Origin of the sequence: Chelonobacter oris (assembly GCF_000772535.1) — a bacterium.
Classification (GTDB): Bacteria; Pseudomonadota; Gammaproteobacteria; order Enterobacterales; family Pasteurellaceae; genus Chelonobacter; species Chelonobacter oris.
In genome coordinates this window covers 217,744-242,976 of sequence record NZ_JSUM01000003.1, presented here as the reverse complement: position 1 = coordinate 242,976, position 25,233 = coordinate 217,744, and the positions used below count along the sequence as shown (strand labels likewise).

Annotated in this window: 23 protein-coding genes; 15 read left to right on the top strand and 8 right to left on the bottom strand. The window is 48.9% G+C overall.

Annotated elements, in window-relative coordinates; all coding sequences use genetic code 11:
• Positions 1-46 precede the first annotated feature (46 nt).
• Positions 47-1,657: a DUF2813 domain-containing protein gene (locus OA57_RS02520; protein WP_034613003.1), complete on the bottom strand. Its 1,611-nt coding sequence runs from the start codon at positions 1,655-1,657 to the stop codon at positions 47-49.
• Positions 1,658-1,777: 120 nt separating this feature from the next.
• Between OA57_RS02520 and OA57_RS02515 the strand changes: the two genes are divergently transcribed.
• Complete coding sequence (locus tag OA57_RS02515; RefSeq protein WP_034613000.1) at positions 1,778-2,686, top strand: lysine exporter LysO family protein; 909 nt, start codon at positions 1,778-1,780, stop codon at positions 2,684-2,686.
• Position 2,687: 1 nt separating this feature from the next.
• Here the strand turns inward: OA57_RS02515 and OA57_RS02510 are convergent, their stop codons facing one another.
• Positions 2,688-3,590, bottom strand: coding sequence for a LysR family transcriptional regulator (locus tag OA57_RS02510; protein ID WP_034612997.1), 903 nt, complete (start codon positions 3,588-3,590; stop codon positions 2,688-2,690).
• A gap of 140 nt (positions 3,591-3,730) precedes the next feature.
• Between OA57_RS02510 and OA57_RS02505 the strand changes: the two genes are divergently transcribed.
• Positions 3,731-4,306 carry an NAD(P)H-binding protein gene (locus tag OA57_RS02505; protein WP_034612993.1) on the top strand — a complete coding sequence of 192 codons (576 nt, stop codon included), beginning with the start codon at positions 3,731-3,733 and terminating at the stop codon, positions 4,304-4,306.
• An 81-nt stretch (positions 4,307-4,387) separates the two neighbouring features.
• On the opposite strand, the gene OA57_RS02500 is transcribed toward OA57_RS02505, so the two are convergent.
• Together OA57_RS02500 and OA57_RS02495 are read right to left on the bottom strand one after the other, a co-directional pair.
• On the bottom strand, positions 4,388-4,648 hold the full coding sequence (locus OA57_RS02500; protein ID WP_034612990.1) for a chaperone modulator CbpM: 261 nt from the start codon (positions 4,646-4,648) through the stop codon (positions 4,388-4,390).
• A 4-nt stretch (positions 4,649-4,652) separates the two neighbouring features.
• Positions 4,653-5,624 carry a DnaJ C-terminal domain-containing protein gene (locus OA57_RS02495; protein ID WP_034612988.1) on the bottom strand — a complete coding sequence of 324 codons (972 nt, stop codon included), beginning with the start codon at positions 5,622-5,624 and terminating at the stop codon, positions 4,653-4,655.
• A 226-nt stretch (positions 5,625-5,850) separates the two neighbouring features.
• Here OA57_RS02495 and OA57_RS02490 point away from each other — a divergent pair, with 226 nt between their 5' ends.
• The 5 genes from OA57_RS02490 to OA57_RS02470 all read left to right on the top strand — a co-directional run bounded on the left by OA57_RS02490 (position 5,851) and on the right by OA57_RS02470 (position 10,393).
• Positions 5,851-6,516 carry a flavodoxin gene (locus OA57_RS02490; RefSeq protein WP_034612987.1) on the top strand — a complete coding sequence of 222 codons (666 nt, stop codon included), beginning with the start codon at positions 5,851-5,853 and terminating at the stop codon, positions 6,514-6,516.
• A gap of 4 nt (positions 6,517-6,520) precedes the next feature.
• Complete coding sequence (locus tag OA57_RS02485) at positions 6,521-7,204, top strand: DUF4405 domain-containing protein (protein ID WP_034613573.1); 684 nt, start codon at positions 6,521-6,523, stop codon at positions 7,202-7,204.
• Between the two features lie 103 nt (positions 7,205-7,307).
• A complete protein-coding gene (locus tag OA57_RS02480; protein WP_052122340.1) occupies positions 7,308-7,952 on the top strand; it encodes a flavodoxin in 645 nt (214 codons plus the stop codon).
• A gap of 6 nt (positions 7,953-7,958) precedes the next feature.
• Positions 7,959-9,125 carry a multidrug effflux MFS transporter gene (locus OA57_RS02475; RefSeq protein ID WP_034612985.1) on the top strand — a complete coding sequence of 389 codons (1,167 nt, stop codon included), beginning with the start codon at positions 7,959-7,961 and terminating at the stop codon, positions 9,123-9,125.
• Positions 9,126-9,313: 188 nt separating this feature from the next.
• The gene (locus OA57_RS02470) at positions 9,314-10,393 is read left to right on the top strand and encodes an MBL fold metallo-hydrolase (protein WP_052122351.1); all 1,080 of its coding nucleotides are present in this window, start codon (positions 9,314-9,316) and stop codon (positions 10,391-10,393) included.
• 58 nt (positions 10,394-10,451) lie between these two features.
• Here the strand turns inward: OA57_RS02470 and mdh are convergent, their stop codons facing one another.
• Positions 10,452-11,387 (bottom strand): malate dehydrogenase, encoded by a 936-nt coding sequence (mdh, locus tag OA57_RS02465; protein WP_034612979.1) that lies wholly within the window; start codon positions 11,385-11,387, stop codon positions 10,452-10,454.
• 217 nt (positions 11,388-11,604) lie between these two features.
• On the opposite strand from mdh, the gene argR reads away from it, so the two are divergent.
• From argR to mrcB, 3 genes are all read left to right on the top strand, one after another.
• The gene (argR, locus tag OA57_RS02460; RefSeq protein ID WP_034612976.1) at positions 11,605-12,075 is read left to right on the top strand and encodes a transcriptional regulator ArgR; all 471 of its coding nucleotides are present in this window, start codon (positions 11,605-11,607) and stop codon (positions 12,073-12,075) included.
• Between the two features lie 28 nt (positions 12,076-12,103).
• The gene (locus tag OA57_RS02455) at positions 12,104-13,003 is read left to right on the top strand and encodes a TIGR01777 family oxidoreductase (protein ID WP_034612973.1); all 900 of its coding nucleotides are present in this window, start codon (positions 12,104-12,106) and stop codon (positions 13,001-13,003) included.
• A 77-nt stretch (positions 13,004-13,080) separates the two neighbouring features.
• Positions 13,081-15,495: a penicillin-binding protein 1B gene (gene mrcB, locus OA57_RS02450; protein WP_034612971.1), complete on the top strand. Its 2,415-nt coding sequence runs from the start codon at positions 13,081-13,083 to the stop codon at positions 15,493-15,495.
• Positions 15,496-15,513: 18 nt separating this feature from the next.
• Here the strand turns inward: mrcB and hutZ are convergent, their stop codons facing one another.
• From hutZ to hutW, 3 genes are read right to left on the bottom strand one after another with little or no spacing between them, the layout of a single operon-like run.
• Complete coding sequence (gene hutZ, locus OA57_RS02445; RefSeq protein WP_034612968.1) at positions 15,514-16,053, bottom strand: heme utilization protein HutZ; 540 nt, start codon at positions 16,051-16,053, stop codon at positions 15,514-15,516.
• Between the two features lie 58 nt (positions 16,054-16,111).
• Positions 16,112-16,588, bottom strand: a complete 477-nt coding sequence (gene hutX / locus OA57_RS02440) for a heme utilization cystosolic carrier protein HutX (protein WP_034612966.1) — start codon at positions 16,586-16,588, stop codon at positions 16,112-16,114.
• A gap of 5 nt (positions 16,589-16,593) precedes the next feature.
• Positions 16,594-17,910, bottom strand: coding sequence for a heme anaerobic degradation radical SAM methyltransferase ChuW/HutW (hutW, locus tag OA57_RS02435; protein ID WP_034612963.1), 1,317 nt, complete (start codon positions 17,908-17,910; stop codon positions 16,594-16,596).
• A gap of 107 nt (positions 17,911-18,017) precedes the next feature.
• Here hutW and OA57_RS12235 point away from each other — a divergent pair, with 107 nt between their 5' ends.
• The 5 genes from OA57_RS12235 to exbB all read left to right on the top strand — a co-directional run bounded on the left by OA57_RS12235 (position 18,018) and on the right by exbB (position 25,228).
• Positions 18,018-18,854, top strand: coding sequence for a ChaN family lipoprotein (locus tag OA57_RS12235; protein ID WP_052122339.1), 837 nt, complete (start codon positions 18,018-18,020; stop codon positions 18,852-18,854).
• A 2-nt stretch (positions 18,855-18,856) separates the two neighbouring features.
• Complete coding sequence (locus tag OA57_RS02425; RefSeq protein ID WP_034612960.1) at positions 18,857-20,908, top strand: prolyl oligopeptidase family serine peptidase; 2,052 nt, start codon at positions 18,857-18,859, stop codon at positions 20,906-20,908.
• Complete coding sequence (locus OA57_RS02420) at positions 20,905-23,202, top strand: TonB-dependent receptor domain-containing protein (protein ID WP_034612956.1); 2,298 nt, start codon at positions 20,905-20,907, stop codon at positions 23,200-23,202. Before OA57_RS02425 ends, OA57_RS02420 begins: the two co-directional genes overlap by 4 nt.
• A gap of 37 nt (positions 23,203-23,239) precedes the next feature.
• Complete coding sequence (locus tag OA57_RS02415) at positions 23,240-24,325, top strand: transferrin-binding protein-like solute binding protein (protein ID WP_034612952.1); 1,086 nt, start codon at positions 23,240-23,242, stop codon at positions 24,323-24,325.
• 72 nt (positions 24,326-24,397) lie between these two features.
• Positions 24,398-25,228 carry a tonB-system energizer ExbB gene (exbB, locus tag OA57_RS02410; RefSeq protein ID WP_034612949.1) on the top strand — a complete coding sequence of 277 codons (831 nt, stop codon included), beginning with the start codon at positions 24,398-24,400 and terminating at the stop codon, positions 25,226-25,228.
• Positions 25,229-25,233: the final 5 nt, after the last annotated feature.

Here is a 25,233-nt window from a genome sequence, read left to right as displayed (position 1 = left end):
AGACCGATCGCCATTTGACGATCGGTCTGCGAGATGAAAGTGCGGTCTAGCCACTTTCCTGCGCCTTCGACAGCTGCATAATTTTATAAAACATTTGTTTGAACAACAGTGGGATAGAGTTCACTCCGCGCTTTGTCATTTCATCGGAAAGCGCAATCGCCAAATCCGGTTTGGAAGTGCGTTGAATCGCACGCTGAATGATTTTGCCGACCACCTGATTGCGGTGCGGCACATAATTCGCCAAGCGGTGAAACACATTTTCGAATCCTTCACTGTAAAAGAAATGTTCAATATCTCTTTTCGGCAGGGTTAAAAGGCGGCTGTAAACCGATTCGTTGTCTTCAATCAAACTTTTTACCGTATCGGAATATTTCCAGCCCGCACTGTCGCCGTCAGTCAGGACGAACCATTCAATACCCATTTTTTTGCAATATTTGATTAACGGTCGCAATCCGCTTTGTGCAAATTCGATAATCCGAATCCCTTCCATTTCCAGATTGATATTCAGCAAATGCGCCAATTCGGTCAAAATCCAGACTTCCGTCTCCCCTTCAACCATGACCCAAATGCGGGAAAACAGTGCCAGACTGCGGTTGTAGTGCACATGGAAACTCAAACGGCGCATATCTTCTTTACCCAAATCCCGTCGTGCCAATTGGTAGGCTTTAGTTTGATGTTGATAGCGTACCAAACGGCAAATATGCTCCAAGCGGACATACGCCAGCAGCTCGACCGAATTGCTGGTGGTAACCCGCTGAATCGGCAAATGGCTGGCCAGCTCCCAGCCGATTGCCACCATACGCGGATGCAAACGCGTTTCCAAATCTTCAAACAAAATAATCGGTCTGGTCTGTTTACTGAATCTAATGCCTTTGCCGCGTTCGAACATGGAAGAGAGATAATACAGCACCCGCTTTTTCAAACTTCCGCTGTCGTCTTCCATCAAACGTTGGCACAATGATTTCACCTGCCCCCACATTTTGCCGGGATCGTGCATCTGCCGCTGCCACATAAACCGATCCTGATTATTTAAAAAATAATATTGCAGCAAGACGGCGACCGAATGAATTTCGTCACGCAAAATATCACCTTCGCACTCGCCCTTAATACAAAACGGGCGCAGGGTATGGTAATGGCGCTGCAAGCGGGCATCACGGAAACGAAACACCGGATGGCGGGATATGATAAGCGACACCAATTTGCGTGCATCACGCAGATGAATTTGATCGCCCTGTCCGTCAAGAAAAGAGTAGGTGGTGCCGGCGCTGGCGCTGTTCAATTCTCCGCTCAGCCGCATATAAATTCGGGCATAGCCGTCCTCATGATCGGAAAACAAAGGGCGGTAACTGCGGCATTCTTCACGATTCTTTTCGCCGTGAAAACTTTCGCTAAAGGTGAACAGCACCATGCAATGGTGATTCCGTTCGGGAATTGGATTTTCCGCTGAAAGTGCCTGATATTCTTCCGGCGCAAGGTGAAAGTCACTCGCTTTAAACTGATAAAGGCGCTTTTCAGGATTTAAAATCAAGCTCAATGCGTCCAGCAGGCTTGATTTCCCCCAAGAGTTTTCCCCGATCAGCACCATATTGGAGCGCAACTGCAAAGATAAACGATTCAAACCTCTAAAACCAACAATATCGACTTGTTTTAAATACATATTGACCTCGGTTTGGATTTCGGGCTGTCTGCCAAAACAGCTTACTAAAAAAAACACATCATTAATATGTGTAAGCGCATCTTTTTCGTTATAATTCCCATTTACTAGAAAGAGGTCATGATGATTGGTGGATTATTAATCGTTTTGGGGCCGATGTTTTTCGGCTATTTAATCAAAACACACAACAAAGTTTGGCTCGGCAGAATTAACACGGCCGTGATGCTGCTGCTCTATTTGATTTTGCTGATTATGGGGCTGTCCCTTGGGCAAATGGACGATCTGGCGGTTCAACTGCCGGTTATTGCCGTTTCAGCGCTGACCTTTATCGCCGTCATTATGGGATTAAATATCATCTCGTTACTCATCTACGATAAAATTTCCCCGCGCCCGTTACAACACCACGGCGAAGATATGCCTTCCCGTTTACGGCTGATGCTTGATTCGTTGATGATGTCGTCAATGGTGCTGATCGGCTTTATTCTCGGTTTTTTCAGCAAAGAACATCTGGCGGTTCCGCTCAACAGCAGCACCTATGTTTTAGTTATGCTGATTTTCCTGATCGGAATTCAGCTGCGCAATAACGGTATCGGACTGCGCGAAGTGTTGTTCAACAAACGCGGTATTTATACTTCGATTATCGTCACCGTCAGCGCCTTATTCGGTGGCATGTTGGCGGCAAGTCTATTGGGTATGCCGTTGTCGCAAGGGCTGGCGATAGCCTCCGGTATCGGCTGGTATTCCCTCTCCAGCGTGATGATCAACGATGCATGGGGGCCGGTATTCGGCAGTATCGCATTTTTCAATGATCTGTCACGCGAAATATTAAGTTTGTTTCTGGTGCCGTTTTTCATGCGGCACCACCGTTCTACCGCCGTCGGCATCACCGGTGCAACCGCACTTGACTGCACGCTGCCGGTGATCCAGCGTTCCGGCGGTATGCAGGTTGTTCCACTGGCGATCAGCTACGGATTTATCATCAATATTCTGGTGCCGATTCTGTTGGTATTCTTTATTCATTTGCCGCTTTAGTTTACGCCGAGCCACGCCAACGCAAAGCGTCGACCAAGGCACGAAAGAGCGGTGAGTCGGCACGGCGATGGGGATAATACAGATGCATTCCCTGATAACTGATAGCCCAATCGTCCAACACCGAGATCAGTGCGCCCGACCGCACTTCGTTTTCAACCGAATACCGCGGCGCCCACATCAGCCCGAACTGATCACCGGCGGCTTTTTTCAGCAACTCGTTGGTATTACTGATCATATTGCCCTGCGGATGGATCACCAGCGGCTTGCCGCCGTTTTTCTGATCAACGAATTCCCATGCCAACAACCCGCCGTGGGTCGGCAGGCGTAGCGCCAGACAATTATGCTCGCTCAAATCATACGGCGTTGTCGGCGTACCGCATTTTGCCAGATAATCGGCACCGGCGACAACACACATTTGCAAATCCGGCGCCACACGCACCGCAATCATGTCTTTTGCCACATCATCGCCCAAACGAATCCCCACATCGAAGCGCTTCGCCACAATATCGCTAAAACCGATATGGCTGCCGAATTCAAGCGAGACCTCGGCATTATTGCGCATAAAATCCGCAAATTTTTCCCATAGCAAACTAAACGACAGATCCGTTCCTTCAATTCGTAAGTTGCCGCGTACTCCGCCGCGAAAATCCCCCAACGCCTGAATCTCTTCATCGATATTGTCAAACAAGGGCGCCAACCGCTGACGCAACTGCTCGCCGGCATCGGTGGTGGAAACACTTCGGGTGGTGCGAACTAATAATTTAACGCCCAACCGCACTTCCATCGCCCGCATTGCATGGCTCAATGCCGATTGCGACACCCCCAGCTGTGCCGCCGCTTTGGTGAAACTTCCCTCTCTCGCCACCAGTAAAAAGGTGCGCAAATCGTTCAGATTCTCTTTCATCGCTTTCCACCTTGATTTATGAATAACGTTCATAAGCACATTTCAATTTAGCCGACTAATCCGACGAAATCAATCCTGTTACACTGGATTTTGACCACATAATCCGAAAAATCGGCAAATCAACACAATAAGGAAACAACATGAAAAAAATCATTATCTTCGGTGCAAGCGGCAGTCTGGCACACTATGTGATTGCAGAAGCACAAAAATTAGAGGATATTGCCCTGACGTTGTTTGTGCGCAATAAAAAACGCTTACCTGACAATCTGCCGAAAACGGCAAAGGTGATTGAAGGCAATGCCCTGAATGCCGCCGATGTACAGCAAGCGGTTGTCGGGCAGGATATTGTCTATCTCAATCTGGCCGGCGATCTGGCCAGCATGGGCGCCAATATTGTGCATGCAATGCGGCGGCACGGTGTAAAACGGATTATCGCCATCAGTTCAATCGGCATTTACAACTCGCCGTTGCAATCGATTTTGCAACCGTACCGTACTTTGGCGGATTTGATCGAAAATTCGGGGCTGGACTACACCATTCTGCGCCCGGATTGGTTCACCCATAACAATGAGGTGGACTATATGTTGACTCGCAAAGGCGAGCCGGAAAGCGGAAGTGCGGTTTCACGCCGCAGCATTGCCAGTTTTGTCAACCGTCTGTTTACACAGCCGACGCTGTATATAAATGAAAATCTGGGGATCAGTAAACCGGCTTAATCTTACTGTAGACAAAATACGGCGTTATTGGCGGCAAGCTCGGCGGCTGTAACACGCTGCTTATTTCAGCCGCCAACCGCATCAGCCCTTACGTAAAACTTCCAGTTCGTCCAGCAACTGTAAAATCAGCGCCGTTGCCGCTGCGCCGGCATCAAAATCACGACTGATTCGGTGTGCGCGGCGCAAGCGGGCAAGCTGGAAGCCACTAAAACTTGCCTGTTGCGGATTGCCGTGAATCGAAATGATCTCCTCTTCAATCACGCTGACCACCCAATCAACATTGTTATCGCAGGCACGTACAATTTCATCGAAAGTCAGTTGAATATCTTGCTCTTGGTTCATATGTTTATCCTTTCGTATTCTGGTAATAATCCGCCAAATGCTGCCACGCCGCTTTATCGCTCTCACTTTCAACCTGCGGCAGAACGATATTCAAAATCAGATACAAATCACCACGCTCTTTTGCCGGAATCCCTTTACTTTTCAACCGCAAGCGCTGTCCGTTACGACTGTTAAGCGGAATATTGACACTGAATTTTCCCGCAACCGTTTCCACCGCCATTTTTCCGCCGAGCGCCGCTGTCCACGGCATCACATCAATTCGTTGGCAAACGTCCTTGCGCTGTTCCACATACAGGTTCTCCGCCTGCCGGAAACGGATGTTCAAATATAAATCACCGTTGCCGCCTCCGTTAAAGCCCGGTAAACCTTGTCCGCGCAAACGGATTTGCTGTCCCTCGAGAATGCCTTTCGGAATTTTCACATGCAGGGTTTTACGTGCATAAGCCATTTTTCCGTCCGCCGTTAATGTCGGCATATCCAGACTCAAGGTGCGTTCACTGCCCTGATAGGCGGCGGCAATATCAATGCTCAATTCTGCATGTTGATCTTCCCCTTGGATCGGCTCATTCGACTGTGAAGCCCTGAAACCGTGCCGTCCGGCATGCCCGAACGCCGAGAAAATATCATCAAACCGAAAATCGCCGCTGCCGAACGGTTGTCCTTCGCCAAAATGGCTGCCGCTGAAATCATGGCTCTCATAGCCGTAGCGTCGCGGATCAAAATCCGCACCGAATCCGCCCGCCTGCTGCCCTGCAAAGGGATTCGCCAACATCGCATCATATTCCGCCCGCTTACGTTCATCTTTTAAGGTTTCATAAGCAACGTTGATTTCACTGGTTTTTTCATCCGCATCGGCTTCGGTGCTGACATCAGGATGATACTGACGCATCAGCTTACGATATGCTTTTTTGATCTCGCCGAGACCTGCATCGTTGGCAACGCCCAAAATCTCATAATAAGTCTTTTTATCCGCCATATATTCCTCACTCAAGGATCTGCCGTTAACCGCTTAAATAGCATACTGCCGTTTTTTAAGCGCTGCAACGGCAAATAACGTGATATTGTTCACGCTTTGATCCGGTCATTAATGAACAAAATTCATAGGCGTATGTTGTCTGTAACAGCTAATCAAGCGAAATAATCTTTGCTAAAGTGTCATCAAATCCCTGACCGCACTTTGACATTGATATTTGGAGTTCACGATGAAAACGCTGACATTCACCTCTTTTTTGCGAAATCTTATTCTGCCGTTGGCACTGACGATAACGACACATTCGGCGCTCGCCGATCTCCAACGGAGCGGCAGCAACCCGCAACGGATTTTAATCAGCTACTTTTCCCATATGGAAAATGTTGATCTGAACGGTGCCGATGCAGCATCCGGCGCCAGTGTGCTGTTAAAAAACGGCGAGCGGGTCGGCAGCACCGAATATATGGCGCAAGTTATCCAAAAAACCAGCAGCGGCGATTTATTCCGAATCGAGACCGCACAGCCGTATCCGAAAGAACACGATCCGCTGTTGGATCAAGCCAGAGATGAATTACGTCGTAATTTCCGTCCTCAATTACAACCCAAACTGCCCGATCTGTCGAATTACGATGTTGTATTTATCGGCTACCCTATCTGGTGGTATGATTTTCCGGTTGCCTTATACAGTTTTCTGGAACAAAACGATTTCAGCGGCAAAACCGTCATTCCGTTTTCCACTCACGGCGGTAGCCGTTTTTTAAACACGATCCGTGATATGGGGCGCTTGCAACCGAATGCAAAACTGAATACACAGGGGCTGACGATTTCCCGTGAGCGTATCGGTAATGCCGAAAGCGATATTGTGGAATGGGTCAAACAACTCGGCTATGCACAATAATTCGATGAAAACGAAATATATCCTCCAAGTCGTACATGATACCGCCCTGACCGCACTTTTACTGTCGCTGATGGGCTATCACCTCTGGGGCGAAGCAATCCACGAATGGCTCGGAGTAGCATTTCTGCTCGGTGTTCTGTTGCATAACGGTTTGGATTTCTACTGGTTTAAAAAGCTGTTCAAAGGCGAATATTCGGCATATCGCACTTTACAGACGAGTGTCAATGTCTTGGTTTTTGTCGCCTTTGCCGCCGCCATGACCAGCGGTTTGATGTTGTCGCAATATGTGCTGCCCGATCTGCCGATTCACAGTAATGCCGATTGGGTGCGGGAAACCCATATGGCCGGCGTGCACTGGCTACAACTGTTACTCGGTATTCATTTGGGTATGCACTGGAAAATGCTGGCCGGTTTTTTTCATCAAATCTGCAAATTGCCGGCCGTCTCTTTTGTTGCCACACGCATTTTGCCGTTGCTTTGGGCGGTGATCGCCACTTACGGTTTATATGCCTTTTTTCAGCGTGAATTACTGCCGTATCTGTTTTTGCAGGTTACCTTTGCCTTCTTTGATTCGGAAGAATCCAAGTGGCTGTTTTATTGGGATTTCTTTGCTATTTTAATCTTTTTTGCATATAGCACGCGTTTTTTAGTCTGGTTGATACTGTTTCGGCAAAAAGACGGACGGTGAATATTGTGCAGAATACTGCCGTAGCCCAACGCAATAAAGCGTTGGTATGCTGTTTGCCAAATCAGGAGCCCTTAAGCCGCCCGTAGTCTATCAGGAGTCAAAAATGAACAATTTACTTATCGCAAACCGCACTTCAAGCCGCCGTCGATTACTGCTGGGCGGAGCGGCAATCTTAACAGGCGCTGCGTTTGCCTGCCTGCCGATCGCACATGCCGCCAATCGCTCTTCCTCGACGGGCAACATACTGGTTGCCTATTTTTCACGTACCGGTTTCACTCGTACGCTGGCAAAAATTATCCATCGACAAGCCGGCGGCGATTTATTTGAAATTATCCCGACCACGCCTTATCCTGCCGACTATTATGACGTTGTCGAGGTTAACCGTCGACAACGGGATCGCGCGATTTTCCCTGCGATGACTCAGCGCATTACGACTCTTTCTTCCTATCAAACCGTTTTTCTCGGCTATCCGGTCTGGGCGATGGATCTGCCCCGTTTCCTCTATCCGTTTATGCAACAACAGGATTTTGACGGCAAAACGATCGCCCCGTTTTATACCCATGCCATGAGCGGTATTGCCGGCATTGAGCAGGCACTGCGGCGGATTTGTCCCAATACGGAAATTCTGCCCGCGCTGGCGGTTCAAGGCGGCGGACGCGGACAAAACGACGTTGTCGACCAGCTGCCGGCTTCGGCAACCACCCAAACCGAACAGTGGCTGCAAGCCATCGGCTTTATGCGGAGTTAATGAATCGTGAATACGCTTAACAATCGGATCGGTATCCGCTTTGTACTGATTTTAAGTGCCTTAATGGCATTTACTTCACTGTCAACCGATGTATACCTGCCCGCCATGCCGCAAATGCAGCAGGATTTGCAGGGCAACATCGAATTGACCGTTACCGGCTTTTTGATCGGTTTTGCCGTTGCCCAACTAATCTGGGGGCCGATTAGTGACAAAATCGGACGGCGAAAACCGCTCTTTATCGGCATGATTTTATTCATAATCGGCTCTGTCGGCTGCGCCCTGTCACAAACGATCGATGAAATTGTTTTCTGGCGAATTTTTCAGGCGGTCGGTGCCTGTACTGCGCCGATGCTGGCACGCGCCATGATTCGCGATTTGTATGCGCGCACCCGTGCGGCACAAATGCTCTCGACCCTGACCATTATTATGGCTATCGCCCCGATTATCGGCCCTCTGCTGGGCGGGCAACTGTTGAAAATCAGCAGTTGGCATACTATTTTCTGGTTGTTGGCGGCAATTGGCGGGCTGATGCTGGCTTCACTGTTTTTCTTGCCGGAAACCTTAGCGCAAGCAAAACGGGGCGTCGGATCGCTGTCGGGCAGCTTTGCGAACTACCGCCTGTTGCTGTGCAATCGCCACTTTATGCGCTACACCTGGTGTATCACCTTTTTTTATGTGGCGGCCTATGCTTTTATTGTCGGCTCGCCGTTTGTCTATATTCGCTATTATGGTGTTGCGGCACAACATTACGGTTGGCTGTTTGCGTTGAATATTATCGGTGTGATGTCAGTGAGTTTTCTCAACCGTACGCTGGTCAAAAAATTCAGCCTCGATACCCTGCTCCGTGCCGCCACATTTATCGCCGTGTCGGCCGCCTTATTACTGGCCGTTTTTGCCAAATGGCAAATCGGAGGGATTGTCGGCATCATTGTGCCGATTTTTATTTTTTTCGCAACCAACGGCATTATTGCCGCCACAGCAACCGCAGCGGCACTGGACGGCGTGCCGGAAACGGCAGGTGCAGCCTCGGCGCTGATCGGATCACTACAATACGGCAGCGGTATTGTCTCTTCGCTGCTGCTTGCTTGGTTATCCGACGGCACACCGTGGACAATGGCGTGGATCATTGCTCTGTTTGCCTGCTTAAGTGCGGTCATGGCATTTCGGCGCTGAAACAAATCGTGATGGATTATTTCCGGTTCGGTAATAATAAAATCCGTAATTGTGAATTTACAGTGCCGACTTTTCTTTTATAATGAACCGCACTTTGTATTTTTCACCATAATATATTGATACTCGGACAAATGATGATGCTCTTAAAAATCTTATTTATAATCTTAAAATGGACGGCGTTGATCGCGGTGATCTTAGCGGCGATTCTCGCAGCATATGTTTACTTTGCTCCGGTTTTCGGCGGTAAACCGGATGCCGCCAGTCAGGCTAAAATCGCCGCTTCACCGAATTTTAACGGCGAAATTTTCCTTAATCAGGAATCAACCACGATCCAAAGCACCGATGGAAAACAACCTTCGATGATTGATTGGCTGAGTTCCGTTCTCAATCCGCCTGAAGGCAAGCAGCCGTCGCAACCTTTACCCAGTGTTACGCTGGACAAAAGTGCGGTAATCAATAACAGCTTCACTTGGTTCGGACATTCGAGCGTGCTGTTTAAAACGGCGGATCTGACCATTATCACCGATCCGGTCTTTTATCGCGCTTCTCCACTCTTTTTCGGCGGCAAACCGTTTGCAGTGAGTAATCCGACCACAACCGCCGCTCTACCGCCACTCGATATTGTCCTGATTTCACACGATCATTATGATCACCTCGATCAACGTGCTATTCGGGAAATCGATCACAAGGTCGGCCATTATTACGTGCCGCTCGGCGTTAAAGGACATTTACAGCGCTGGGGCATTGCCGATGAAAAAGTGACGGAGCTGGATTGGTACGACAGTGTTTCCGTGCCTGCCGTCAACGGCGAATTAAAACTCACTTTGGCACCGGCTCGCCACTTCAGCGGACGCAATTTCAACACCCGCAGCAGTACGCTTTGGGGCTCTTGGGTGATTAAATCGCCGAATTTATCACTTTATTTCAATGCCGACAGCGGTTACGGCAAACATTTCCGTGAAATCGCCGAACAATACGGGCCGTTTGATTTGGCATTTGTGGAAAACGGCGCTTACGATCCGAACTGGGCATTGATTCATATGTCACCGGAACAGGCGGTACAAGCCGCACTCGATCTGCAAACCAACGTCGCCGTTCCTATCCACTGGGCTAAATTCGACTTGGCTTACCACACTTGGCAAGATCCGATTATCCGCTTTCTCGCTGCGGCAAAAGACAAACCGATCACCACGGCAACACCCAAAATCGGACAGACTTTTACACTGGAAAATTTACCGCAGGACAGATGGTGGGAAAAAAACCAATAATACGCAAAAAACCCGGCTTGCCGGGTTTTGTTTAAACTGAATACCAACAAAAATCAAATCAACTGTTCACAAACTGCTCGCCCAGTTCGATATCCGCTTTCAAGGTCGGCAGCATATCGGCAATGGCTTTTTCCTCAAATGTACTCAAAGGCCCGATCGGCAGGATTTCTTCCACGCCGTTTTTGCCTAAACGCACCGGTTCGGCAAAAAAACGTGCATATTTGCCGTCACCTTCAACATAAGCATACTCAACCGCACTTTCACCGCTTAAGCCTTTCAGAACTGAAACCCCGAAACGGGCTGCCGCTTGTGCCATCGATAACGTTGCCGATCCGCCGCCGGCTTTGGCTTCCACAACTTCGGTGCCGGCATTTTGAATACGTTTGGTCAAAGAGGCAATTTCCTCATCGCTAAAACTTGCGCCTTCTACTTGCGACAATAACGGCAAAATGGTAACACCGGAGTGTCCGCCGATAACCGGTACGTTGATTTTATCCAGTGAAATACCTTTCAATTCGGAGACGAAAGTTTCAGAACGGATAACGTCCAAGGTGGTTACACCAAATAATTTATTTTTGTCATAAACACCCGCTTTTTTCAAGACTTCCGCCGCAATCGCTACAGTGGTATTGACCGGGTTGGTGATAATCCCGACACAGGCCTTCGGACAGGTTGCCGCCACTTTTTCAATCAGATTGCGGATAATGCCCGCATTGATATTGAACAGATCGGAACGATCCATACCCGGTTTTCTTGCCACACCGGCCGAAATCAACACTAAATCCGCACCGACCAACGCCGGCGTCGGATCTTCACCGGCAAACCCTTCCGCTTTCACGGCTGTCGGGATATGGCTGATGTCTTTGGCAACGCCCGGCGTCACCGGGGCAATATCATAAAGCGAAAGTTCCGTTCCGGCCGGACATTGTAATTTAAGCAATAATGCCAATGCTTGACCGATACCGCCGGCCGCCCCTAAAACTGCTACTTTCATTCATAAACTCCTTATATATAATAAATTAAATGACTTAACTCCCGCTAAGTGTATTGTGTTTAGTTTTGTAATTCAAACGGATAAATTCAATATTGAGAGCTTGAGCATATTTTTCGCAAATAGTGGTTGCATATCGCAAAATTACTAAAATTCCATTGCTTTTCCACTGAAGAATATGCACTATCTATGCAAATTTTCTGCATAGAGACGCTATTTAATGAATATTGAAAACAAAAACGACTCACTGACCTATGCCTTTCGCAATTTGCTGGCAGAAGAAAAATACGCTTCACAAAGCGAAATCGTTGCAGCACTGCAACACATGGGTTTCAATCAGGTGAATCAATCGAAAATATCCCGTATGCTGGCAAAATTCGGGGCGGTACGAATCCGCAATTCCAAAATGCAGACGGTCTACTGTCTGCCGCCGGAATTAAGCCTGCCCAACACCAGCAGCCCGTTAAAAAATCTGGTACTGGATATTGATTACAATGCGGCGGTGATCGTGATCCGCACCAGTCCGGGCGGTGCGCAATTGATCGCCCGGCTGTTGGATTCCATCGGCAAAAACGACGGCATTCTGGGGACGATTGCCGGCGACGATACCGTATTTGTCACCCCGACACGCGGAACCGAGATGGCGCAATTGATGTCTAACATTCAACACTTGTTCGAAACATCTCTATAATTTTCTCTTCGGCACACAGGAGGCTACGATGAAATTATTTATTACCGGTGGTACAGGCTTAGTCGGGCAACCGTTGACCCGCGCTTTACTCGCACAAGGTCATGAATTGACATTGTTAACACGCAATCCCGAACGTGCCCGCTCCCGCTTCAAAGGGCTGGATATCGATTTTGTCCCGACGTTGAACAGCTATTCCAATTTCGATCACTATGATGCCGTGATCAACCTTGCCGGCGAACCGATTTTTGACAACGCTTGGACAGACGAGCAAAAAAAACGCTTGATCGACAGTCGGGTTAAAATCACCGAACGCCTGACCGAATTAATCAATGCCGGTAAAAACCCGCCGCATAGTTTTATTTCCGGTTCGGCGGTCGGCTATTACGGCGACAACGGCGAAAGTGCGGTCAGTGAAGAGAACCCGAAAGGATCGCAATTCCCCGCCCGCCTTTGTGCGGCGTGGGAACATGCCGCCCGTCAAGCCGACAGTCGAACCTGCCTGATTCGCACCGCCAACGTTCTCTCCACCCGCGGCGGTGCCTTGACAAAAATGTTGCCGTTATACAAGTGCGGTTTGGGCGGAAAGCTGGGATCGGGCAAACAATACTGGGCGTGGATTCATCTGCACGACATGGTTGCCGCCATCGAATTTTTGCTCAATCACCCGACCTGTGAAGGTGCCTTCAATTTTTGCAGCCCGAATCCGGTGCGCAACCGTGAATTTAACCGCACATTGGGGAAAATCCTCACGCGACCGCACTTTGCTTTAGTGCCTGAATTTATGCTGAAACTGGTTTTCGGCGAGCGCGCACAATTATTGCTCGACAGCCAAAATATTCTGCCGTGCCGTTTACTGAAAGCCGGATTTGAGTTCCGCTTTGACAAAATCGACGACGCTCTAGCCGACTGTATTAAAAATGGCAACTGACTACGGATTATTATTACGGTTTCTTAAGGCGGCTATGGTACAATTTTTCTCTATTTACGCATAAGAAACCGAAACGCATGACGACAGCCAAAAAAGCAAAATCCCCTGCGGGCAAATGCCCCCAAATACGCTTTACCCGCCACAATTGCCTGATGTTCGGGCTGAAAGTCGGCTTTACCGCACTTTGTTGCACCGTGTTTTATCTTATTTATCTGGACGGGCAAATCCGTTCTAAAATGGACGGCAAACTGTGGCAATTACCGGCCGAAGTGTACGGCCGTATCGAAAACATACGCCAATCGGACGCCCCGACACTGGACAGCATTAAAAACCGGCTGCTGGACAACGGTTACCGTCAAACCAATCTGCTCGGTACGCCGGGAGATTTTAAAATTGAAGATGAGACTATTGTAATGATTCGGCGAGCATTCCCTTTTCCGGATCATGCCGAGCCGCAACGGGTTCTGCGTTTGCGTTTCAAGCAGGACAAGCTGAGCGTCATTGAAGATCTGGTCAATCGCCGTGCCGTCGATGAATTTCGTTTCGACCCCAAATTAATCGCCATGCTGCAATCCAATAATGAAGATCGACTGGCAACCCCACTGCACCAGTATCCGCGTTTGTTGATCGACACCTTACTGTTAATCGAAGATCGCCGTTTTTACGAACATGACGGCGTCAGCTTGCTCGGGATTACACGGGCGCTGATCACCAATATCCAAGCCGGCCAAACCGTACAAGGCGGCAGTACCTTAACTCAACAACTGGTCAAAAATCTGTTTTTAAGCAACGAGCGCAGCCTGAGCCGCAAGGTTAACGAAGCCCTAATGGCCGTGCTGATGGACGCGCGCTATGATAAAAACCGCATTCTGGAAACCTATTTGAACGAGGTTTATCTGGCACAAGACGGCGACACCCAAATTCACGGCTTTGCGTTGGCAAGCCAGTTTTTCTTCGGCCGTCCGGTGCAGGAAATCAGCCTTGATCAAATCGCGTTGTTAGTCGGCATGGTGAAAGGGCCTTCATTATACAACCCGTGGCGTAATCCGAATAATGCGTTACAACGGCGCAATGTGGTGTTGAAAGCAATGCTTGAACACGCGATTATCGATCAAAAACTGTATCAATTATTAAGCGAACGCCCGCTCGGCGTGCAAACCCGCGGTTCAATCAATAAAGCCCAACCGGCCTTTATGCAGCTGTTACAACAAGATCTGCAACAACAATTAGGTGAAACCAAAGCCAACAATCTCTCCGGCGCCCGCATTTTCACCACGTTGGACAGCCATAAACAGCGTGCCGCCGAACAAGCGTTGATCAACGCCGTACAGCAGTTGAAACTTAAGCAGAAAATCGGGGATTTGGAATCGGCAATAGTGATTGCCGATTACCGCAACGGTGCCGTGTTGGCGATGGTCGGCGGCGTACAAACAAAATATGCCGGCTTTAATCGGGCATTGCGTTCACAACGGCAGATCGGTTCTTTAGTGAAGCCGTCCGTTTATTTAGCCGCCCTGAGCGATCCCGAAACGTTCCGCCTGAACACTGCGGTGGAAAACCGCCCGTTAACAATCAAAATCAAAGGCAGCGCCGATTGGCAGCCGCGTAATTATGACAATAAATTCAGCGGCTCGGTGATGCTGGTTGATGCGCTGGCACGCTCATTGAATGTGCCGACCGTCAATATCGGCATGAAAGTCGGCTTGGATAAGATAATTGATGTCCAACAAGCTATGGGCTGGGATCAAATCAAAATTCCAAAAGTGCCGGCTATGTTACTCGGCTCTTACTCAATCTCCCCTTATGATGTCACCAAGTTATATCAAGTGATCGCCAATGACGGCAAAAAAATCGCGCTTTCTTCGATTGAAGGGGTATTCCTACGTAACGGAGAAGCCGTTTATCAACGGGCGTTCACTCCGGAACAGGTCGTGCCGGAAGAAGCGGCGATTCAAACACTGTATGCCATGCAGCAAGCTGTCGAACGCGGCACTGGACGCCGCTTACAGCAAGACTTCGCCCGCTACCGACTGGCGGGCAAAACCGGCACCACCAACGATGCGCGCGACACTTGGTTTGTCGGCATTGACGGCGAAAATGTCACAACGGTTTGGCTCGGTCGGGATAACAACGGCAAAACCGGTCTGACCGGCGCAAGCGGCGCATTAACGGTTTATCAAGATTATCTGAGGCTGATTCCGCCGACACGGTTGAACCTGTCAAAATCGGAAACGATTCAATGGATCGGCATCAACAGCTACGGCGGTTGGCATTGCGCCGGCACACGAACCATTCCGGTTTGGATCAATAAAAACCAGAATTTTTGCGCCTCCTCGGCGCAAGTTGCGAGCGGAGCCAACCCGACAACCAATGCCCCGACACCAAGTGCGGTCAGAGCACAGATTGAAAAACAGCAAAGCGTCTGGGACGCACTGGATCTGAATCAGTCAGATACACCCGCACCGGTGGAAGATGCGCAACCGAGCCGATAAGCTGTCGACTTGTCCGGCTCAAAGGGGGTCGGATTCTACGCTGTCTCGTTGCAGATGCCCTTGCTGCAAATGAATCGCACCGACCAGATCATCGGGGCTGACTTTAAACGCCTGCCCGAAACCTTTGACGAAAAGCCCTTGTTCAGGAATTAAATTGAACAAGGTGAAATCCTGCATTGCCGTCAAATGCGTTACCACTTCACCGTGCCGTTCGGCCAACGCATTTGTCCCCCGTATCCACTCCTCACTGTCGCAAGCCACGATTTCGGCGGTTGCATCAAATGACAAACGGCGACGGGCAAAAATCTGACGGCAGTCGGATTCGTCTTCAATCAGCATTAATGATACTTTGTTGCACGCTTTTAAATTGCGTGCATGGCGTGCAATATCGGAAATAAAGACATAATAACCGCGCGTGTTCAACACAAAAGGAGCGTAGCTGACGTTCGGATTCCCCTCTTCATCAACCGTTGCCAATAGCAGTGTTCGACACTGCCGTTTCATTTGTTGTACTTCCGGCCCCAATCGGTTTTGCAACCGCTCTTGACGATCTGCCATGTTGTTTCCTCTAAATCCTCTCAATAAAACCGCACTTTCACTGTCGGAAAATGCCTGACTAATACTGCTGCATGTGTTCAAAGTGCGCCAGTTGATCCGCCAATAATCGGCGATGTGAATCCCTGCCGACAAAGATTTTGCAGATGGCATTTCCCCGTTGATTCAAAAAAATCACGCAAGCGGTGTCACTGCCCATAAACTCCCGCTTTAAAAATGCGATGCGGGCGCAATTGGCAAATTTAATATGCCCTGATAAACCGCTCTTGGCACGTAAATTGAAATAGCCGTGCCGATAAGTGCCGCTCGGCAGTTTACCGCTCCACTCCCAGATGCCGTCCGTCGTATGGACAATCAATGTCATAGTATCCCATTCGGTGATCTCATGCCAAATTCGGTCAATATGTTCACCGGCAATCATCTTACAGCCCAAAGCTGATAAAATATCGTGCAATGTTACTTGATATTGTTCGGCAAATGCTTCCAGCACCATCGGCTGCTCTTGTTGCAATTTCTGTTGTAATTGCGTCAAATCCATATTCGTTATGCCCTCGATTGAATAAAAGTTTGTAATGCGGTCAATAGACGACTTGCCCAAAACCGTCCGGCGGTGGTCAGCTCGAGCGTAGTGAAGTCCGAATTCACCTTGAGATAGCGGCACAAACCGCACTTTTGCCATTGCTCAAACAGCGGTTCAAGCGTTGCCAGTTCTTGTTTACTGAAAAGTCGGGAACAGTGCAGTGTACCTTTTTCGATTCCGCCCTGCACCAATGCACTCCGCTGTGCATAAGCGGGGCGCTGCAACAGCATCGCAATCGGTTTTTGCCGCATGGCGACTTGCGTATAATAATCATCAAGCTTGCGCTGCTGCATAAAGCTCCAACACCCGATATTGCCGCCGGCACCACAGCCGAAAGCCAGACAATCGGCATTGTCTTTCACCCACAGATTATAGAGATTGCGCTCTCTGCCGCCTCTTGCCCAGTGGCTGTTACTGATTTGATGCCAGTGGTATTGTGCCAACTGCTCACCGCCAGCCCGATAAAATGCCGCCCGTTCGGAAAAGTCGGCAACCGTCACGCGGTTATTGGCAACCGCTTTGCCTAAAATCGTGTTCGGCAATACATTGAGCGCATACAAATCCACTCCGTCCATCTGCAAGGATTCAATCAATTCAATGTCATGCCGCAAGGTTTCCATCGTTTGCTTCGGCAAACCGAACAATAGATCACAAACGATCGCCCCCTGATCCAACGCCAGCAGATACTCGATAAAATCGATTGCCTGCCGTTCGGACGACTTTCGCCCTAATGAACGGCGAATGTGGGTATCAAAGGTTTGCAGTCCGATTGAAATGCGGTTTGCACCACCGTCAAAACATGCCGCCAATTTTTCTTTATTTTCAGCTGAAATTCGGGTTTCAATCGTGATTTCACAATCTTTTGCCAACGGAAAAGCCTGTTTCAGTATGGTCAAAATAACAAAAAGCTGCTGTGCAGACAGTGCTGTCGGTGTGCCGCCGCCAAAATAAACCGCCTGAATCGGTCTCTTTTGATAGACGTTCTTTATGCTTTCCTGTTCAATTTCCCGACAGAGAAAATCGGTGTATTTCTGTGCGGCTTCTGCGTCATAACGGTTTTGATAAAAACCACAAAATTTGCAGTGCGTTTCGCAAAACGGAATATGCAAATATAAAACCCGTTTGCGTTTTTCCGCTTCACTCTCGCTAATCGCCGCCCATTGTTGCCGGATTTTATCTGCCGCAAATACACGGCTGTCGCCCCAAGGCATCGTTGCCTTTCTGGACGGAAAAGGCTGTTCGCCCGTATCGGCAAAAAACGGTTCAATATCAAACGCCATATTTATTTTTTCCAATTAAATTAAAAAATGACAACAACCAGCTTGACTTAAGGTTGCAAATATTAATAATAATCGCTCTCATTATCAATAAAAATATTTTAAAACAGATGAAGTTATGTAAAAGTGCGGTTTATATTGCCGTAGCCGTGTTGTTTGCCCTCTTGAGCGGATGTGCCGATTTGCCGCTGCGTGAAGCGGCTCTCACCGGCGATAAAATTTTCGATATTCAGCAACAGCGCTATATCAGTCTGCCTGAACTGGCGGAAAAACTGAGCCGCTCGCCGATCATTTTATTGGGGGAAAACCATGATCGGATAGAACACCATGACGCCGAACTGCGTTTGATTCGACAATTGGAAAAGACGGCACGGCTTAAAAGCGTTGCGCTGGAAATGTTTGACTCCGCCTCACAACCGCAACTTACTGCCGCACAACAGAAAATTCGTACCCTCAATGAAAATGACGAAAATCGAATCGCAACATGGCTGCATTGGGATAAAAAATGGGATTGGAAGCAATATCGCCGATTAATCCGCTATTTGGCAAAATCGACAATGACAATCTACGGCGCTAATTTACACCGTGATGAAATCAATACCATTATGCAGGGCGCATATCCGTTACAAGGGGAAAAATCAACCTCACAAACGGTCAAAAACCGACTTGGCAAGCTGATCAAACAGTCTCACCGCTTAGCTGCCGATTTGGAATTTGTCGATGTGTTGGTCAGCATACAACAATTCAAAGATCGGCGTATGGCGGAAGTATTGATCAATTATCCGCAACCTATCCTGTTTATCGGCGGTCGCCACCATGTCAGTAAATCTATCGGCATTCCGCTTCATTTGGACGATTACCGACAACCGCATTACCGTGTGATTATCATGACGGACGATAAATCGTCCGTTTCCGCCGCCGATGCGGATTATCGTTGGGAACTGTAAGCATGAAGTCCTATTTATTTCTTATTACGCTGTTGTTCAGCGGCTCTCTTCATGCCGATCCTGAGGCATGGATTCAACAACAAGCGGATCAACAGGCCGTCCGGGAATTGGTCGAACAAGAAAATCAACACAGCCGAGAATTTATGGCCTCGGAGCAAGCTTTGAGCAAACAACTTATTGCCGAAATGAAACAGCGACTGCAATCCCAATCCAACCAAACCGAATGGCAGGAGAAGGGCTACCGCTACCGCCGCACATATCACGGCCGTTATCCGCACGTTGAGCGGCGTTCGGCGGCAAACCACCAGTGGGAAATGGTGATTGACGGCAGTCAACAGGCAAAAAACCATGCTTATTATCAACTCAATACGCCGATGATTTCACCCGATAACCGCTATGCCCTGATCGCCGAAGATATCGTCGGCAATGAAGTCTACCGTCTTTCAGTACGTGATTTACAAACACAGACCACAACCGCACTTGACGGGGTTTACAGCAACGGCGAAGCGGTTTGGGCGCAGGACAGCCGCACTTTTTATTATCTGAAAAAAGATCCCGCCGATTTAAACGTGGTTGGTCTAGTACGGCATACGCTTGTCGAAGCCCCCACTCAAACTCAAGAAACCTTGATTTATCGGGAAGCGGATCCGCAGGTCTATTTAAGTTTGTCGCTATCCTCGTCTAAACAATATTTGATTCTGACCGTTAACGGTATAAATCAGTCTGAAGCCAGACTATTGGATCTGAACGAACCCGGCGCCCGCCTACTGACGTTTCTTGAGCGAAAAGCACAACATGAATACTACCTTGATCATAGCGAAAACGGTTTTTATATCCGCAGTAACCGGCAGCGTCCGAATTTTGAGCTGTTCTATGCCGAATCCGCTCAGGCAGTGTGGAAACCGCACTATCAGCCCGAAATGGAAAAAACATTTGACAGCTTTGTCATTTTAAAAGATTACGAAATTTTTAACGTGCGTCATGCCGGCATTGCCCATCTGTATTACCGTGTGAAAAATACACCGCAATCGCTTGCGCAAATCCCGTTTCCCGATGCTAATTACACCGTTTCCATTCAACACGGCGAAGGTATGGACGGCGAAATATTGTCGATGAATTACAGTGCGTTCACCACCCCGAAAAGCCAAGTGCAATTCAATTTGCGTACCCAAAAATGGCTTACACCGTTTGCCGCCGAAGCGGACGACTATCAAAGTGAATACCACACGGTGACCGCACAGGACGGCACACAAATCCCGCTTACCGTCATCTATAAGAAATCGTTATTTAAACACGGCAAAAATCCGTTGCTGCTCACCGCATACGGTGCATACGGTTTCAGTATGCAATCGGTTTACGGCACGGCGTACCGCAGCCTGTTGGATCGCGGATTCGTCTATGCCGTTGCCCATGTCCGCGGCGGCGGTGAGTTGGGAGAACACTGGCACGAACAAGGACGGGCGCTGAATAAAAAGAACAGTATTCAGGATTTTATCGATACCGCAGCTTGGTTACAACAAGCCGGTTATGCCGACACAAACCGCACTTATGCGTTAGCAGAAAGTGCGGGCGGCTTGCTGGTGGCAGCCGCAATCAATCAAGCGCCGCACCTGTTTCGTGCGGCGGTGCTGCAAGTGCCGTTTTTGGATATGCTGACCGTATTGGCGGATCCGCATTCCGCCGTCGCCTCGGAAATCGAAGAATGGGGAGATATTCGCCGCTTGTCGGACTATCACTATATCCAAAGCTATTCTCCCCACGACAATATCCGCCCGCAAGCCTATCCCTCAATTCTGGTGATGGCGGCGGCACAAGACAGTCGCACGCCGTTTTGGGAAAGTCTGAAATACATCACCAAACTTCGTCGCTACAACACCGGCCAAAATCCGATTTTACTGACCGTTGAAAATCACGGCGGCCATGCCGGCGGTTACGGCAGGTTCAACCGCATTATGCGCAGTGCCTCTGCCTACGCTTTCATCCTGAAAGTCGACCGCACTTTCGGACAAACATCCTCAAATAACCAAACCGACACAGGAATCGCATTACCGTGAAATATGATCGACTCGCCTATCTCGTTAAACTCGCCTGCCTGAGCTGCTCCCTGTCCGGACTGCTCTCTTTCAATGTCGCAGCAAACGAAAGTGAACAGGACGATTTTGTCCTCGATGATCTCAAAGTCGTGGGGACGGCACGTACAGCCGAACAAAAAACGTTCAGTGTTGCCGGTGCAGTCAGCGCCATCGGTGAAAATAAACAAATGCAATCGTTAGACAGCACCGTACGCGCCCTGCCCGGCACTTTCACCAATATCAACCCGACACAAGGAACCGTCAGCGTGAATATTCGCGGTATGACCGGATTCGGGCGAGTGAATACCATGATCGACGATGTGCCGCAAACCTTTTACGGCACATCGTCCAATTCCTCAAGCAAATACCATTCGGAAGACGGCGGCTATGGGCCGAGCAGCCAATTCGGCGTGATGATCGATCCCAACTTTCTGGTCGGAGCCGAAATCAGCCGCGGATTTTCGCAAGGGGCAAAAGGCGTCAATGCCCTTAACGGCCATGCCAATTTACGCACAATCGGGGTTGATGATGTCGTATTTGCCGATAACACTATCGGGCTGTTGGCAAAATATCAACAAGGCAGCAACGGATTGGGCAAAAACGGAATGCTGGCGCTTGGCGCCAAAACCGCACTTTTTGATAGCGGCTCGCTCGGCGCCATGTTTGCCTATAGCGGCGGCCGCTCGGAAGCAAACTACAAACGCGGCGACGGCAGTTTTTCCGCTGAAAACGACTATGTACGCCGTTTGGATCAGTCGCCCCGATCTTGGTTGGGCAAAATTGATTTTGCACCGAATGCCGATCATAAATTGGAATTCGGTACCCGCGGCTATCAAAATGATGTCGGCGGACGCAAAACCCAAAACAAAAGCTACAATCTGCACTACCGCTTCAATCCGGCTTCGCCGTTATACGATGTTAAATTCTTGGCGGCTTACACCGACAACCGCCAGTTTTATCATGACGACAGCAATATTTGGAGTTTGGGTGAAGCAAAAACACGCAATGAATCATATTACCTTAACCTAAGCAATACGGCACAATTCCATTGGCGCAGTTTCACCTCCGACTTGACACTGGGAACCAGTCTAATGCGCAATGTTTACACTAAAAGAGCGGTCGGTGTGAATCAAAGCAACTATGATTACACGCCGTTTTCACCGACAGGCAAACAAAAAATTCACAGCGTCTATCTGACTCATGATCTCAATTATCATGATTTCACCCTGAGCGGCGGTCTGACTTACACCCACGGCACGCTCAGCGGACATAAAGAAGCCTGCGGCAGTTTGGGCGGCAGTGAAAAGCCGCTTGAGGATTTCGGCTGTTTCCCCAAAAATGCCGCCGATATGAAATTGGTCAGTAAATCGCTACACCCGAGCGTAATGCTGGCATGGGATCTCAACGACTGGTTCAAACCGTTTGTCAGCTATTCACAATCCACTCGGATGCCGAACACACAAGAAGTCTTTTTCAACAATGAAGGCGCAGGCTCAATGAATCCGTATCTGAAGCCGGAACGGTCGACAATTTATCAAATCGGTTTCAACACCGAAAAAGAAAACGTCTTCACTGAAAATGACTTTTTGGGCGTTAAACTGACGGCCTACATGGCTCGAATCAAAGATTTTATCTACAGCCAAAGTTTTTATATGACCAACAGCGGCAAACGTACTACCGATTTGAATAATCCCGATCTGTTCGGTTCCTACCATGCCCAGATTTATATCAATGCCCATAACCGGATAAAACAACACGGCGTAGAGCTGTCGATCGACTACGATGCCGAAGTCGTCTTTGCCAAACTCGCTTACAGTCACCAAAAAACGGGAACGCCGCTGGATGTAACCTCTTCCACCGGCACCGGATTCGGCACGACAACCATTACACACCTGCCGGAAGATTATGCCACGCTGACACTGGGGGCAAGATTGTTTGATCAAAAACTGACTATCGGTTCGATTTTTAAATATACCGGCAAATCCCAACGGGAAGTTCCTCAAGGCTTAGTGGTGGAGGAATATGGTAATCGTGCGCAAGATTTACCGAAAATGCCGATTGTGATTGATCTGTATTCGACTTATCAACTCAACAAACATGTTCTGTTAAAAACCTCGATACAGAATGTTACCGATAAGAATTATATTGATGCGCTGAATTCATTAAATTCAACCAGTTCGCAACATGCAGTCGATCGCGGGGATAACTACGTTTATTCATTCACCAATGCCGCCCGCGGCAGAACATTCCTGCTGGGTGCGGAAATTCGTTTCTAGTCAACCTTAACCCTATGAATAAAATTAAGGACAACTTATGCAACAGACTTACACATTAACCCTTGCCGCCTGTTTATTCGGGTTGTTAACCGCCTGCTCTTCCAGCAGCTCCTCTTTTTCAGAGCAGAAACAAAGCAGCGAGCCGACCGAACAACCCAAAACAGCGGAAAAAGCACCTGAGAAAGAACCTGAAAAAGCACCTGAAAAGGAGCCTGATAAAGAACCTGAAAAAGAACCGCTGCCGACGACACCAAACAACCGCACTTTGATGATCGTACCGTCAAGCGAAGGCGGCGATGCGCACCAACCGTTAATCAACGACAAAGGCGTCGCCTATTATATGTCGGGGCCGATGGATTTCGGCGACAGCAGTGATCCGACCAAAGTGTGGGATCACCGCACCGTCGGCACGGATAAAGAAATGATGAATAAAGCCGGTATTAATCCCGACAAAGTTCACACCTTGGTTATCACCTCCGACAACGGGACAAAACTGGGCGAATTCCGCTTTGTCAACCAAACTTATTCCGGTTACGCCACTTTCTCCCCGGAAAAAACCGCACCGACGGGGAATCCTCGCCATCCGAATAAAAATCATGAAAATCTGGCCACCTATGTAGCGGAAGCCACCAAATTCGAAGCCGTTGAAAAATTAAACGGCACCGTAACTTACACCGGCCATACTTTGGGTTACCAAGACGGTCCGAAAGGAGAGACGCCGACAGCCGGTTATCTGGGGAATGTGACATTGAAAGCCGATTTCGACAATAAAAAAATCTCAGGCGAAATGACCACCCGTCACGACGGATTGGTGAAATATCACTGGCAGTTTATGGACACCAAAGAAGATGCGCAAGGTAACGAATATGACGTGGTCAGTGCAAAAGGCATCGCATTAAGCCGCTCTGACGTACCTTTGATTTTGGCGGAAACCGACATTAAAAGCTATGACAACGGCAAAACCGCCGGTTTTCGAGGCGAAGTACAGGTCAACGATGGCGGAACGATCAAGCGCGTAACCGATTATAACGGTGCATTCGCCGGTCCGAATGCGGAAGAAGTTGTCGGACAAATCGGCGGCGGCGAAGAACGTATCATGTTCGGCGCCCGCCAACAACACTAAAACATCATCACAGCACAACGTGCGGTCAGCCGACAACACACCTGACCGCACTTGATAAACAGGATATTTTTTATGCTATTTTTTCGCTATGCGGGGATTGCCGTCACGACATTGGCAACCGCTTTTACCGCCGTTGCCGACACCACGCCGCCAACAGTGACCGAAGCCCTGTCGACCGGCGTGATGGAAAACCCGACCGTTTCCGCCGTTGCCGAAATCAGTCGTGATATGTCGCCGTTGGGCATGTATCTCAGCGCACACCCGATTGTACAAGGCGTGATTTGGATTTTACTGCTCTGCTCGGTGCTGACATGGATTATTTTTTTCACCAAATCCGTGCAACTGACCACCGCTTCACGGCGCTTAAAACAGGAACAGCATTATTTAATTCAGCAACCTGACTTTAAACGGACGCGTGCAATGCTGCCGAACACACGCCAACATCATGCACTGAAACAATTTATCGCCGAAATTGAGGATGAATTGATTCGCTCCGATTATCACTGTGACGACGATTTCAAACAACGGATCGACTATCGCCTCGACCGCCAAATCCAAAGTCTGACACAGAATATGCGCTACGGCATCAGTCCATTGGCAACCATTGGTGCCGTTGCGCCGTTTATCGGTTTATTCGGCACGGTTTGGGGCATCATGAACAGTTTTATCGGCATCGTCCATGCGCAAACCGCAAGCCTGTCCGTTGTCGCACCGGGCATTGCCGAAGCCCTGTTTGCAACCGCACTTGGCTTGGTTGCCGCCATTCCCGCCGTAGTGATCTACAACGTATTCAATCGCCGCTTGAACATATACGGCCTGCGCATCGGCAATCTGGTCGCCGTCCTGCGCCTGATGATAAAACGTGATATTTCCCTGCAACGGCTTAGCCGCGAAAGCGAATAGGAGTA

Coding starts and splice junctions, on each gene's coding strand:
- OA57_RS02500 (WP_034612990.1), bottom strand. CDS start 4,648: ATGAACCAAGAGCAAGATATTCAACTGACTTTCGATGAAATTGTACGT.
- hutW (WP_034612963.1), bottom strand. CDS start 17,910: ATGGCGTTTGATATTGAACCGTTTTTTGCCGATACGGGCGAACAGCCT.
- argR (WP_034612976.1), top strand. CDS start 11,605: ATGAATATTGAAAACAAAAACGACTCACTGACCTATGCCTTTCGCAAT.
- OA57_RS02520 (WP_034613003.1), bottom strand. CDS start 1,657: ATGTATTTAAAACAAGTCGATATTGTTGGTTTTAGAGGTTTGAATCGT.
- exbB (WP_034612949.1), top strand. CDS start 24,398: ATGCTATTTTTTCGCTATGCGGGGATTGCCGTCACGACATTGGCAACC.
- OA57_RS02510 (WP_034612997.1), bottom strand. CDS start 3,590: ATGAAAGAGAATCTGAACGATTTGCGCACCTTTTTACTGGTGGCGAGA.
- OA57_RS02490 (WP_034612987.1), top strand. CDS start 5,851: ATGAAAACGCTGACATTCACCTCTTTTTTGCGAAATCTTATTCTGCCG.
- hutZ (WP_034612968.1), bottom strand. CDS start 16,053: ATGGCAGATCGTCAAGAGCGGTTGCAAAACCGATTGGGGCCGGAAGTA.
- OA57_RS02415 (WP_034612952.1), top strand. CDS start 23,240: ATGCAACAGACTTACACATTAACCCTTGCCGCCTGTTTATTCGGGTTG.
- OA57_RS02515 (WP_034613000.1), top strand. CDS start 1,778: ATGATTGGTGGATTATTAATCGTTTTGGGGCCGATGTTTTTCGGCTAT.
- mrcB (WP_034612971.1), top strand. CDS start 13,081: ATGACGACAGCCAAAAAAGCAAAATCCCCTGCGGGCAAATGCCCCCAA.
- OA57_RS12235 (WP_052122339.1), top strand. CDS start 18,018: ATGAAGTTATGTAAAAGTGCGGTTTATATTGCCGTAGCCGTGTTGTTT.
- OA57_RS02485 (WP_034613573.1), top strand. CDS start 6,521: ATGAAAACGAAATATATCCTCCAAGTCGTACATGATACCGCCCTGACC.
- OA57_RS02480 (WP_052122340.1), top strand. CDS start 7,308: ATGAACAATTTACTTATCGCAAACCGCACTTCAAGCCGCCGTCGATTA.
- mdh (WP_034612979.1), bottom strand. CDS start 11,387: ATGAAAGTAGCAGTTTTAGGGGCGGCCGGCGGTATCGGTCAAGCATTG.
- OA57_RS02425 (WP_034612960.1), top strand. CDS start 18,857: ATGAAGTCCTATTTATTTCTTATTACGCTGTTGTTCAGCGGCTCTCTT.
- OA57_RS02455 (WP_034612973.1), top strand. CDS start 12,104: ATGAAATTATTTATTACCGGTGGTACAGGCTTAGTCGGGCAACCGTTG.
- OA57_RS02505 (WP_034612993.1), top strand. CDS start 3,731: ATGAAAAAAATCATTATCTTCGGTGCAAGCGGCAGTCTGGCACACTAT.
- OA57_RS02495 (WP_034612988.1), bottom strand. CDS start 5,624: ATGGCGGATAAAAAGACTTATTATGAGATTTTGGGCGTTGCCAACGAT.
- hutX (WP_034612966.1), bottom strand. CDS start 16,588: ATGGATTTGACGCAATTACAACAGAAATTGCAACAAGAGCAGCCGATG.